A 13,530-nucleotide genomic window follows, 5' to 3' on the forward strand; every position below is an offset into this window, starting at 1 on the left:
ATGGAAAAGAACACACAGGCGCAGCAGGCGCCGATCTCGCCGCGCCCAACGAATTTCGTGGCGCACCTTCGCGCGCTGGCCGACGCGCGGCGCGACGACATCTGGCTCACCGTCGTGAGCGCGGTGGATGGCACGGACCGCGCAGAGCCGATCAGCTACGGCACCTTCGAGCGCCGCGTGCGCGCGCTCGCGGCCCGGCTGCAGCAGCAGTTCGCCAAAAAAGGCGAGCGCGCGCTCGTCATGCTGGACAACGGCGACCACTATGCGGTGAGCATGCTGGCCTGCTTCTACGCGGGCGTGATCGCGGTGCCGGTGTTCCCGCCGGAATCGGCGCGCCCGCAGCACCTTGCACGGCTGACCGGCATTGCCGCCGATTCGCAGGCGCGTTGCGTGCTGACTTCCGAGGCCATGGCGCGCGCGATGAATGAAACGAGCGCCGGCCTGCGCCAGTTCGGCGAAGCGGACATCGTTGCCGTCGACAGCGTGGACATCTCGCTCGCCGATGCATGGACGCCCTTCGAGCCGGCTGGCGGCGACGTCGCCTTCCTGCAATACACCTCGGGCTCCACCTCGGCGCCCAAGGGCGTGATCGTGACGCACGGCAACCTGATGGCCAACGAGGAGGCGATCCAGCGCAGCATGGGTGTCGGCCCGGGCGACAGCTTCGTTTCGTGGGCGCCGCTCTATCACGACATGGGCCTGATCGGCGGATTGCTGCAGCCGCTCTACAGCGGCATTCCGCTGGTGCTCACCTCTCCGGGCTACTTCCTGGAGCGCCCGGTGCGCTGGCTCGAACTGATCTCGCGCCATCGCGCGACGCTCAGCGGCGGCCCCGACTTTGCCTACCGCCTGTGCCTGGAACGGGTGAAGGATGCGCAGCTGGCCCCGCTCGACCTGTCGAGCTGGCGCGTGGCCTACACCGGCGCCGAACCCGTGCGCGCCGACACCGAAATCGAATTCATCTCGCGCTTCGCATCGGCGGGTTTCGATGCGGCAGCCGTCTATCCCTGCTACGGCCTCGCCGAGGCGACGCTCTTCGTCACCGGCGGCCGCCGGGGTGGCGGCCTGGTCGCGCCCACGTTTTCCGCCGCCGGCCTCGCCAGCGGCACGGGAACGCCTGCGGACGAGGGCACGGCGCTGGTCGGCTGCGGCGACGTCGCGCCCGGCCATCGCGTCGAGATCGTCGATGCCGAATCGCTATCGGCCGCGGCCCCCGGAAAGATCGGCGAGATCTGGGCCTGCGGCCCGAGCATCGGCCACGGCTACTGGGGCAAGGAGCGCGAAACCCGTGAGACCTTCGTCGAGCGGGACGGCCAGCGCTGGCTGCGCACCGGCGACCTCGGCTTCATGCACGAAGGCCAGCTCTACGTCACCGGCCGCATCAAGGACCTGATCATCGTTCGCGGCCACAACATCTACCCGCAGGACATCGAGCGGCTCATCGAGGCCGAGGTCGATGCGGTGCGCAAGGGCCGCGTCGCGGTCTTCGCCACGCAGGGGCCGGGCGGCGAAGGCATCGGCGTGGCCGCCGAGGTGTCGCGCAGCATGCAGAAGCTGGTGCCGGCCGCGGTGCTGGTCGATGCGCTGGGCGCCGCTGTGAGCGAAGTGTTCGGCGAGACCTTGTCGGCCGTGCTGCTGCTCAACCCCGGCGGCATGCCCAAGACCACCAGCGGCAAGCTGCAGCGCAGTGCCTGCCGCGCGGGATGGCTCGACGGCAGTGCCGACGCGTATGCCGTCTACCAGCACGGTGCCTTCGTGCGCGGAGGCCCGGTCGAGGCTGTTGCCGAGGCGCCGCTCGACGAAGTCGAACAGGCCGTCGCCGCCATCTGGCGCGAGGTCTGCAAACACGGCGACGACCGCCCGCTCGGTCGCGATGCCCACTTCTTCAACCGCGGCGGCAGCTCCCTCACCGCCACGCACGCGGCCGCGCGCATCGGCGCGCGCTGGCAGATCGACTTTCCCGCGCGCAGGCTCTTCGAGCAACCGCGCCTTCGCGACTGCGCGTCGGTCATCCGCGAACTGCAGCGGCAGGGCGTGCGCCCGCAGCCCGCGCCAATCGCCGTGCTCTCCGCGGAGCGGCGGCTGTTGCCATTGCCGCTCTCGCACGCGCAGGAGCGCCAGTGGTTCCTCTGGCAGATCGATCCCGAGAGCGCGGCCTACCACGTGAGCGGCGCGCTGCGCCTGGCCGGCGCGTTGCGGGTCGATGCCCTGCAAGCAGCGCTCGACGATCTGGTGGCGCGCCACGAGTCGCTGCGCACGGTCTTCAGCGCCGGTGCCGATGGCAGCGTGGAGCAATGGATCAGGCCGGGCGGCTCCGTGCCGCTGGCGCTGGTCGACCTGCGCGGCGCCGAAGCCGAAGCCGATGCCCGATTGGACGAAGCCACGCGGCGTCTTAAGGCCGAGCCCTTCGACCTCACGCAGGGCCCGCTGCTGCGCGCCGCGCTGATCCGCACCGCCAACGAGGTGCATGTGCTCGCCGTGGTGATGCATCACATCGTGTCCGACGGTGCCTCGATGCAGTTGCTGATCGACGAACTGGCCGCAGGCTACGCCGCGCAGCTGAAGGGCGACACCGTGCGCCTGCCCGCGCCGCGCATCCAGTACGCCGACCATGCGCTCTGGCAGCGCGAGTGGCTGGCGGCGGGCGAGGGCGAGCGGCAGCTGGCCTGGTGGCGCACGCAGCTCGGCGACATGCACACCGTGCTCGACCTGCGCACCGACCACCCGCGCAAGCCGCAAGCCGGCTACGGCGCTGCGCGTCACGCCTTCGAGCTTCCGGCAAGCCTGCTCGCGCAGTTGCGCAAGGCCGCGGACGGCGGTGGCGCCACGCTCTTCATGGTGCTGTTGGCCGGCTTCCAGGCGCTGCTGCACCGCTACACGGGCCAGGAAGACATCCGCATCGGCGCACCGTTTGCCAACCGCAATCGCGTGGAAGCCGAAGGCGTGGTCGGCCTGTTCGTCAACACGCTGGTGCTGCGCAATCCGATCGATGGCCGCCTCGGTGCATCGCGCGTGCTGGCGCAGGCGCGGGACGCGGTGCTGGGCGCACAGGCGCACCAGGATGTGCCCTTCGAGCAACTCGTGCAGATGCTGCAGCCCGAGCGCAGCCTGAGCCGCACGCCGCTGTTCCAGGTGATGTTCAACCACCTGTTCGAGGACTACCGCTCGCTCGGCCAGTTGCCCGGCATCGCCGCGCAAGACCACGTGCTGCCCGATCTCGCGGCGCAGTTCGAGCTCACGCTCGAAGCGCGCGAGCGGCCGGGCGGCCAGCTATCGCTCGCCCTGATTTACGCGGCCGAGCTGTTCGAGCCCGACACCATGGCGCGCATGGCCGGCCACTATGTCGCGATCCTGCAGGCGCTGGTCGATCGTCCTCATCAACCCATCGGCGACATCGAGTTGCTCGGCGCGCCGGAGCAGGCCCAACTCGCGCAGTGGGGCGTGAATAGGCACCGCGAGCCGCAGCCCGAGCCGGTGCACCGCATGATCGAGCGGCAGGCCCGCATGCAGCCCGACGCCATCGCGCTGCTCTTTGCCGACGAGTCGCTCGGCTTCGCGGAACTGAACCGCCGCGCCAACCGCGTGGCGCACCGGCTCATGGCGCTGGGCGTGAAGCCCGAGGTGCTCGTGGGCATCGCGATGGAGCGCTCCGTCGAGATGGTGGTCGCCATCCTGGGCGTGCTGAAGGCGGGCGGCGCCTATGTGCCGCTGGACCCCGAATACCCCGCCGAGCGCCTGGCCTACATGGTGCAGGACAGCGGCATCGGCCTGCTGCTCACGCAGCGCAGCCTGGCCGATTGCGTGCCCGACCGCCGCGCGCTCATGGTGCTCGAAGTCGATGCCGCCGATTTCAGCGCCGAGCCCGAGAGCGATCCGCAGGTCGGCCTGCACATCGAGAACCTCGCCTACGTGATCTACACATCGGGCTCGACCGGCAAGCCCAAGGGCGCGGCCATCCGCCACAGCGCGCTGCACAGCTGCATGGCGTGGATGCAGGGCATCTACAAGCTCACGCACGCCGACACCGTGCTGCACAAGGCGCCGTTCGGCTTCGACGTGTCGGTGTGGGAGCTGTTCTGGCCGATGAGCTCGGGCGCGCGGCTGGTGGTGGCCAACCCCGGCGATCACCGCGACCCGGCGCGCCTGGTCGAGCTGATCCAGCGCCACCAGGTCACCACGCTCAATTTCGTGCCCTCGATGCTGCAGGCCTTTCTCGCGCACAAGGGCATCGAGGCCAGCACGCGCCTGCGCCACATCATCTGCGGCGGCGAGGCAATGCCGGCCGAGACGCAGAAGGAAACGCTCGAGCGCCTGCACGGCGCGGGCCTGCAGAACCTCTACGGCCCCACCGAGACCACCATCCACGTCACGCACTGGGCCTGCCGCAACGATGGCCGGAGCCAGGTGCCCATCGGCAAGCCGATCAGCCACACCAGCACCCACGTGCTGGATGCCGAGCTCAACCTCGTGCCGCAGGGCGTGGCGGGCGAGCTATACCTGGGCGGCATCAGCCTCGCGCGCGGCTACCTGAAGCGCGCCGGCCTGAGCGCCGAGCGCTTCGTGGCCGACCCGTTCGACAGCGCTGGCGGCGGGCGGCTCTACCGCACCGGCGATCTCGTGCGCTGGAACGGCGAAGGACAACTGGAGTACCTGGGCCGCATCGACCACCAGGTGAAGATCCGGGGCTTTCGCATCGAGCTCGGCGAGATCGAGGCGGAACTGCTTGCGCAGCCCGCCGTGCGCGAAGCCGTCGTGGTGGCCAGGGAAGGCCCGGCCGGCGCGCGGCTCGTCGGCTACCTCGCGCCGCATGCGGGCGAGACCATCGACACCGCGGCGCTGAAAGAGCGGCTTGCGCAGGTGCTGCCCGACTACATGGTCCCGCGCGCCTTCGAGCTGCTCGATGCACTGCCGCTGAACGCCAACGGCAAGGTGGACCGCAAGGCACTGCCCGAGCCGGCCCTTGCCGGCGGCCAGGCCTACGAGGCGCCGCAGGGCCATGTTGCGCAGACGGTGGCCGCGGTGTGGTCCGAGGTGCTTCAGGTCGCGCAGGTCGGCCTGCACGACAACTTCTTCGACCTTGGCGGCCACTCGCTGCTGCTGATCCGCGCGCACCGGCTGCTGGAAGGCCGGCTGCACACCACCATCCCCGTGGTCAATCTCTTCAAGTACCCCACCGTCCAATCGCTGGTCCAGTGGCTGGAGCAGGCGCCCGCGCGTGCCGCCGCATCGGCCAGCGCGGCCACGGCGAGCGACGACCGGGCGCTGCGCCAGCGCGCCGCCATGCTTCAACGCCGCAAAGCGGCAGAGAGAGTCAACTGATGTCCCACCCCTTCGAATCCTCCGAGCCGAGCGGCATCGAGATCGCCATCGTCGGCATGGCCGGGCGCTTTCCCGGCGCGGGCGACGTGGACGCCTTCTGGCGCAACATCCGGGACGGCGTGGCCTCGGTCTCCCGCTTCAGCGACGAGCAGCTGCGCGCGCAAGGCGTGCCGCAGTCGCTGCTGGACGATCCCGACTACGTGAAGGCCGGCGTGATGTTCGAGGGCTTCGACAAGTTCGATGCCGGCTTCTTCGGCTACTCGCCGCGCGAGGCCGAAACCCTCGACCCGCAGCAGCGCATCTTCCTGGAATGCGCCTGGGCCTCGCTGGAGCACGCGGGCTGCGACGCCACCCGTTGGCCGGGCAAGGTCGGCGTGTATGCGGGCGAGGGCGCCAACGTGTACCTCATCCGCAATCTGCTGCCCTCGTTCGGCCTTGGCGCGGGGAGCGGCATTGCCGACCTGCTGGGCCTCATGAGCGGCAACTCGGGCGGCTCGCTGTGCACCCGCGTGTCGTACAAGCTCGATCTGCGCGGTCCCGCGGTGACGGTGCAGACCGCCTGCTCCACGTCGCTCACCGCGGTCCACACGGCCTGCCAGGCGCTGTTGAGCCACGACTGCGACATGGCGCTGGCCGGCGGCGTGTGGCTCAACCTGCTGCAGGAGGGCGGCTACCGCTACCAGGCCGGCGCCATCCTCTCGCCCGACGGGCACTGCCGCGCCTTCGACGCGAAGGCGGCCGGCACCGTCATCGGCAGCGGCGCGGGCATCGTGGTGCTCAAGCGGCTGGACGACGCGCTGCGCGACGGCGACACCATCCATGCGGTCATCAAGGGCAGCGCGGCCAACAACGACGGCGCCGCCAAGGTCGGCTTCACGGCGCCCAGCGTGGACGGCCAGGCCGAGGTGATCCGCGCGGCCCAGCTCATCGCGGGCGTGCCGGCGGACACCATCGGCTACATCGAGGCGCACGGCACCGCGACCACGCTGGGCGACCCCATCGAACTCGCCGCGCTCACGCAGGCCTTTCGCGCCGAGACCGCGCGCCGCGGCTTCTGCGCCGTGGGCTCGGTGAAGACCAACATCGGCCACCTGGATGCCGCGGCCGGCGTGGCCGGGCTGATCAAGACGGCGATGGCGCTCAAGCACCGCATGCTGCCGCCCAGCCTGCACTACGAGAATCCGAACCCGCAGATCGATTTCGCGTCCAGCCCGTTCTACGTCAATGCGCAATTGCGTGCATGGCCTGAAGGCAAGGCGCCGCGCCGCGCAGGCGTGAGCTCGTTCGGCATCGGCGGCACCAACGTGCACGTGGTGCTCGAAGAGGCGCCGGCCGTTGCCGCGGCACAGCCTGCTTCCGGCTGGCAGGTGCTGCCCGTGTCGGCAAAGGACGAAGCCGCGCTGGCGCAGGGCCGCTCGCAACTCGCAGCGCATCTGCAGGACCATCCGGAGCTGGCGCTGGGTGACGTGGCTCACACGCTGCAAAGCGGACGCCGCTCCTTTGCCTGGCGCAGTGCCGTGGTGGCCAACCAGCCGGCGATGGCCTCGGAGATGCTGGCTTCGCCGATGACCCCGTCGTCGCGCGCACCCGCCGCCGCGCCCGAGGTGGTGTTCCTGTTTCCCGGCGGCGGCACGCAGCATGCGCGCATGGGCGAGGCGCTCTATCAAGGCAGCGCCGTGTTCCGCGAAGAGCTCGACCGCTGCGCCGAACTGCTGGAGGCCGGCAGCGGCATCGACCTGCTCGCGCTGGTGTTCCCGGCCGGCGGCGATGAAGCCGCGGCGAACGAACGGCTGTTCCGCATGGAATACGCGCAGCCCGCGCTGTTCGCCGTCGAGTACGCGATGGCGCGCTGGTGGATGAGCTGCGGCGTGCGGCCCGCGCTGATGCTTGGCCACAGCCTCGGCGAATACGTGGCGGCCTGCCTGTCGGGCGTGTTCTCGCTCGAAGACGCGCTGCGCATCGTCGCCGCGCGCGGCCGCCTTATGCAGACACTCGCGGCGGGCGCCATGACGGCGGTGTCGCTGCCCGAATCGGCGCTGGCCGAATTCCTTGGCGACGGCTGCGACCTGGCGGCGGTGAACGGCGAGCAGCTCTGCGTGCTGGCCGGCCCGTTGGACGCTATCGAGCGCGCCGAGGAAGCGCTGCGCGCGCGCCAGCAGCTGCCGCGCCGCCTGCATGTGGCCATCGCCTCGCATTCGAGCCTGGTCGACCCCATCGTGGCCGAGCTGGAGCAGCTGATCGCCTCGCTGCCGCGCCATGCGCCGCGCATTCCCTTCCTGTCGAATGCGACCGGCCAGCCGATCACCGAAGCAGAGGCAACCAGCCCTGCGTACTGGGGCCGCCACCTGCGCGGCACCGTGCGCTTTGCCGACGGCCTGCGCGAGATCTTCGCCGCGCCGGGCCGCGTGCTGCTCGAAGTCGGCCCCGGCGAAACGCTCGCGGGCCTGGCGCGCCAGCATGCGCAAAGCCGCGAGGCCGCGGGCATCTGGGCGAGCCAGGCGCACCCGCAGCAAACGGCGCGCAACGCCCAGCAGCTGGCCGTTGCGGTGGCGGGACTGTGGACCGCGGGCGTCGACATCGACTGGGCGGCCTGCCGCGCGAAAGGCGCAAGCCAGCGCCGCGTGCCGCTGCCGACCTATGCCTTCCAGCGCAAGCGCTTCTGGATCGAGGCGGGCCAGGCCGCGCAGCCTGCGAAAAGCACGGCGCCGAACCTCTTCTACGCGCCCCTCTGGGAACGCAGCGCGCCACTTTCGCCCGCTGAAAAGCAGGGCGAGCGCGCAGGTTGCACGCTGGTGCTCGGCGATGCGAACAGCTTCACCGACCGGCTCGCGCGCACCCTGCGCGAGCGCGGCGAAAAGGTGGTGCTGGCCTTGCGCGGACCGCGCTTTGCCCGCATCGCGCCGGGCCAGTACGCCCTGCGCGCGGGCGAGCGCTCCGACCACGAAGCGCTGCTGCGCGAGGTCGAAGCCGAAGCCGGGCCGGTGCTGCGCCTGCATCACCTGTGGAGCCTGGACGGCGACCGGCCCGCGGCATCGCACGCGCAGGTCTTCGAGGCCGGCTACTTCAGCCTGCTCGCGCTCGCGCAAGCGCTCGATGCGGCGGGCGCAGCGGGCCGCGAGACCATCGCACTCACCGTCGTCACCGATCGCGTCGAAGACGTTGCCGGCACCGAGCCGCTCGCACCCGAGAAGGCCACGCTGCTCGGCCTCGCGAAGATCCTGGGCCAGGAGTACCCGTCGATCGCCTGCCGCGTCGTGGACGTGGTGCTGCCCGCGCCCGAGAGTGCAGCCGAGGCCGAGCTTGCGCGCCGCGTGGCCGACGAGGCGGCAGCGCCACCGGACGAATTCCTGGTGGCCTACCGCGGGCCGCATCGCTGGCGGAAGCGCTATGCGCCGCTGTCCGATGTGCCCGCGCCCGCCGCAAGGCAGCGCCTGCGCGAAGGCGGCGTCTACCTCATCACCGGTGGCATGGGCGGCGTCGGCTTGGCGATGGCGCGCTACCTGAGCCGCACCTGGAAAGCGAAGCTCGTGCTGCTTGGCCGCACGCTCCTGCCTGGGCGCGGCGATTGGGAGCGCCTCGTTGCGGACGCCGGCCAGCCCGTGGTGCTGCGGCGCAAGCTGCAGCAGCTGATCGATCTCGAAGCGGACGGCGCCCAGGTGCTGCCGGTGGCGGCCGACGTCAACGATGCCGCGCAACTGCGCGCGGCCCTCGCCGCCGTGCATGCGCGCTTCGGTGCGGTCCACGGCGTGGTGCATGCCGTCGTGCACCCCGACCGCGGCATGATCGCCCAGCGCACGCCGGCGCTGGTCGAAGCGGCCTTCGCGCCCAAGATCGCGGGCACGCTCGCGCTGCTCGATGCGCTGCGTGCCGAGCCGCTGGACTTCGTGCTGTTCTGCTCGTCGATCTCGGTGCTCATCGGCGGCCTCGGCCGCAGCGACTACGCCGCCGCCAATGCCTACCTGGACGCACTGGCCACGGCCAGCCGCCGCAGCTCGCCGCTGCCGCTGTTCTCGGTCAACTGGGATGCGTGGCGCGACGTTGGCGTGGCGCTCGACATGGACCTGCCCGAGGGCGTGGGCCTGGACGAACGCACCGGCGTGCTCGCTTTCGAGCGCATCGCCAACGGCCCCGACCTGCCGCAGACCATCGTGTCCGTCTCGCCGCTGGCGCCGCGCCTCAAGCCGCTCGACGACCTGTTCGATTCACTCGACGACGCGCCTGCGGCCGAGGTGCGCACCGGCCATTCGCGCCCCGTGCTGCAGACGCCGTATGCCGCCCCTGAAGGCGAGCTGGAAGAAGCGCTTGCCGGCTTCTGGAGCGATGCGCTGGGCATCGTGCCCGTGGGCGTGCACGACAACCTGTTCGAGCTGGGCGGCGATTCGCTGCTCGCCATCCGCCTGCTGGCCCGCGTGCGCAAGGCCTACGGGGTGGAACTGCATCCCGCCGCATTCTTCAAGGCGCCGACCATCGCCGAGCTGGCGACCCTGGTCGAGCTGCGCCTGATCGAGGACATCGAACGCGAAGCCGAAACCGCAGAAACCACCGAAGACAGCGCACCATGAGCGAGATACCGAACCTTTCCGAACGACGCGCCAGGCTGACGCCCGCGCAACTGAGCCTGCTGCAGCAGCGCCTGAAGCGCGACGCGGCGCCGGCGCCGGCGCGCGCGGCGATCGTGCGCGGCCAGGACGAGGGTGCCGCGCCCGTGTCCTTCGCGCAGCAAGGGCAGTGGTTCCTGTGGCAGTTGAACCCGGGCAACACCGCCTATCACGTCGGCGGCGGGCTCGGCTTCTCGGGGCCGCTCGACATCGCTGCCTTGCGGGAAGCCATGCAGGCGCTCGTGGCGCGGCACGAGGCGCTGCGCACCGTCTTCCGGCCGGGGGAGGGTGGGTTGCCCGAGCAGTGCGTCCAGGCGGCGGTCGAGATCGGGATTCCCTTCATCGACCTGGCCGCGCTCGACGCAGCGGCGCGTGAATCGCGCCATGCCGAGGTGGTGGCGGACGCCTGCCGCACACCCTTCGACCTGAGGGCAGGCCCCTTGCTGCGCGGCACGCTGTTGAAGATGGCGGACGGCGAGCACCAGTTGCTCCTGATGATGCATCACATCGTTTCCGATGCCTGGTCGGTCGAGCTGATGCTCGACGAGCTGGCGCAGCTTTATGCGATGCGCGTTCAAGGCTTGCCGGCATCGCTGCCGCAGCCGGAGATCCGCTATGTCGACTTCGCCCGCTGGCAGCGCAAGTGGCTGGACGACGGCGAAGGCGAGCGCCAGCTCGCCTACTGGCGCGGCCGGCTCGGCGACAGCCACCCGGTGCTCGCGCTCGCCACCGACCGGCCGCGCTCCGCCGACGCGGACTACAGCGCGGCGCAGCACACGCTGGATGTGCCGGCAGCGCTCGTCGAGGCGCTGAAGCGCCAATCCCGCGAGCAGGGCGGCACGCTGTTCATGGCCTTGCTCACTGCGTTCCATGCCCTGCTGTTCCGCCACACCGGGCAGCAGGCGATCCGCGTCGGCGTGCCGGTGGCGGGGCGCGGCCGGCCGGAGACCTCGGGCGTCATCGGCGCCTTCATCAACACCGTGGTGCTCGATGCGCGCATGCACGGGCAGATGCGCCTGGCCGACCTGCTGCTGCAGGTGCGTGATGTGTCGCTCGAGGGACAGGCGCACCAGGACCTGCCGTTCGAGCGGCTGGTGCAGGCCCTGCGGCCCGAGCGCGGGCATGCGGGCTCGCCGCTGTTCCAGGTGATGTTCAACCATCTTGGCCAGGGCGACCGGCCGTTGCAGGGCTGGCCCGGACTGCGCGTGCGCCGGATCGACCTCGCCCAGCGCGCCGCACCGTTCGAGCTCACGCTGGAAACCATCGAGCGCGCGGACGGCAGCATCCAGGCCGACTTCCGCTATGCGGCCGAGCTGTTCGAGCCGCAGACCATCGAGCGGCTTGCAGGCCACTACGGCCGCGTGCTCGAAGCATTGGCCGCGCGGCCCGCATCGACGCTCAACGAGCTCGACCTGCTGGGCCCCGAAGAAAAAGCGCAGCTTGGCCAGTGGAGCGTCAACACGCACAGCCACGGCGACGCCATGCCGGTGCACCGCCTCATCGAACAGCAGGCGGCCCGGCATCCGGATGCGGTCGCGGTGCTCTTCGGCGATGCATCGCTCAGCTACGGCGAACTCAACCGCCGCGCCAACCGGCTCGCGCACCGGTTGATCGCCGAGGGCGTGGGCCCCGAGGTCAAGGTGGGCGTTGCGCTGGAGCGCAGCCTGGAACTGGTGGCCGGCCTGCTCGCGGTCCTGAAGGCCGGCGGCGCCTACGTGCCGCTGGATCCCGAGTATCCGGCCGAGCGCATCGCCTACATGGTCGAAGACAGCAAGCTCGGCCTCGTGCTCACGCACAGCAGCCTGGCCGATCGCCTTGCGCTGCCGGCCGGCGTCCCGGCGCTCGCGCTCGACACGCTGGACCTCGGTGGCATGGCGCAGGCCGACCCGGCAGTCGCACTCAGCGGCGAAAACCTCGCCTACGTGATCTACACCTCGGGCTCGACCGGCCGCCCCAAGGGCGCGGCCAACCGGCACGCCGCATTGCACAACCGGCTGGCCTGGATGCAGGCGGCCTACCCCATCGATGGCGCGGACACCGTGCTGCAGAAAACGCCGTTCAGCTTCGACGTGTCGGTGTGGGAATTCTTCTGGCCGCTCATGGCCGGTGCGCGGCTGGCCGTGGCGGCACCGGGCGATCACCGCGAGCCCGCACGCCTCGCACATCTGATCCAGCGCCACGGCGTGAGCACGCTGCACTTCGTGCCCTCGATGCTGCAGGCCTTCCTGGCGCACGATGGCATCGAGGCCTGCACCAGCCTGCGGCAGATCGTCTGCAGCGGCGAGGCATTGCCCGCCGAGGCGCAGCTGGGTGTCTTCCAGCGGCTGCCGCAAGCGGCGCTGCACAACCTCTACGGCCCCACCGAGGCGGCCATCGATGTCACGCACTGGACCTGCCGCAGCGACGGCCGCGGTCAGGTGCCGATCGGCCGGCCCATTGCCGGCACGCAGGCCTTCGTGCTCGATGCCGACCTGAACCTCGCGGCCCCCGGAGTGGCGGGCGAGCTCTACCTGGGCGGCATCGCGCTTGCACGCGGCTATGTGGAGCGCGCGGGGCTCACCGCCGAGCGCTTCGTGGCCGACCCCTTCGGCATGGCCGAGGGCGCGCGCCTCTACTGCACGGGCGACCTCGTGCGATGGAACAGCGAAGGGCAGCTCGACTACCTGGGGCGCATCGACCACCAGGTGAAGATCCGCGGTTTTCGTATCGAACTCGGCGAGATCGAGGCCCAACTGCTCGCGCAGCCTGAAGTGCGCGAGGCGGTCGTCGTTGCCAGCGAGGGAACGGCTGGCGCGCAGCTCGTGGCGTATGTCTCGCCGCAGGCGGGCCGGGCCGTCGACGCCGCGCAGCTGCGCGAACGCCTTGGCCGCGTGCTGCCGGACTACATGGTGCCGGCCCTCGTCGTCGCGCTGGACAGCTTGCCGCTCAACCCGAACGGCAAGGTGGACCGCAAGGCGCTGCCGCCGCCCGGGCTGGCGAGCGCGCGCGTCTACGAAGCACCGCAGGGCAAGGTGGAAGAAGCGCTCGCCGCCATCTGGGCCGAAGTGCTCGGCGTGGCGCGCGTCGGCCGCCACGACAACTTCTTCGAGCTCGGCGGCCATTCGCTGATGTCGGTGCAGGTGGTGGCCCGCGTGCAGGGCGCGATGCACGCGGAGCTCTCGGTGAAGGACGTCTTCCAGCACCCGGTGCTCGCCGCCATGGCGGGCCTCGTTGCCGCGGCGGCGGCCAGAAAGCCCGTCGCCCAATCCCTTTCGGACATTGATTCCTTCATCGACAGTCTGGAGATCGCTTGATGGAAATCACGGCAACCCACCTTCACATCGGCAAGCGCTTCTCGGGCCTCGATCCGGCGCAGCGCCGCGCGGTCTACCAGAAGATCCGCGCGGAGGGCCTGGCCATCGGGCAGTTCCCGATCCTTGCGCGCGATGCGGCGGCGCAGGCGCGGTGCCCCGCCTCGTATGCGCAGCTGCGCCAATGGTTCCTGTGGCAGCTGGAGCCCGGCAGTTCGGCCTACCACATCTCGGGCGGGCTGAAGCTCGGGGGGCTGCTCGACCGCCAAGCGCTGCAGGCCAGCTTCGACGCCCTGCTCGAACGCCATGAGTCGCTGCGCACG

Annotated in this window: 4 protein-coding genes (1 of these 4 running past the window's edge); all 4 read left to right on the forward strand. The window is 70.8% G+C overall.

From position 1 onward, the window contains the following. Tightly spaced (each overlapping or abutting the next), the 4 genes in view from VPA02S_RS24540 to VPA02S_RS24555 form a layout consistent with a single transcriptional unit that may run on beyond the window. Entirely contained in the window at positions 1 to 5,319 is a 5,319-nt protein-coding gene (locus VPA02S_RS24540) for a non-ribosomal peptide synthetase (RefSeq protein WP_062366149.1), read from the forward strand. Then, entirely contained in the window at positions 5,319 to 9,881 is a 4,563-nt protein-coding gene (locus VPA02S_RS24545) for a type I polyketide synthase (RefSeq protein ID WP_062366150.1), read from the forward strand. The genes VPA02S_RS24540 and VPA02S_RS24545 overlap by 1 nt, the downstream gene beginning before the upstream one ends. Next, positions 9,878 to 13,210, forward strand: a complete 3,333-nt coding sequence (locus VPA02S_RS24550; protein WP_062366152.1) for a non-ribosomal peptide synthetase — start codon at positions 9,878 to 9,880, stop codon at positions 13,208 to 13,210. The genes VPA02S_RS24545 and VPA02S_RS24550 overlap by 4 nt, the downstream gene beginning before the upstream one ends. Then, on the forward strand, positions 13,210 to 13,530 hold the 5' end (the start) of the coding sequence (locus VPA02S_RS24555; protein ID WP_062366154.1) for a non-ribosomal peptide synthetase. It continues 7,551 nt past the right edge of the window; only the first 321 of its 7,872 coding nucleotides appear in the window; the start codon lies at positions 13,210 to 13,212; the stop codon falls past the right edge of the window. Before VPA02S_RS24550 ends, VPA02S_RS24555 begins: the two co-directional genes overlap by 1 nt.

This window comes from Variovorax paradoxus NBRC 15149, assembly GCF_001591365.1.
GTDB lineage: Bacteria > Pseudomonadota > Gammaproteobacteria > Burkholderiales > Burkholderiaceae_C > Variovorax > Variovorax paradoxus.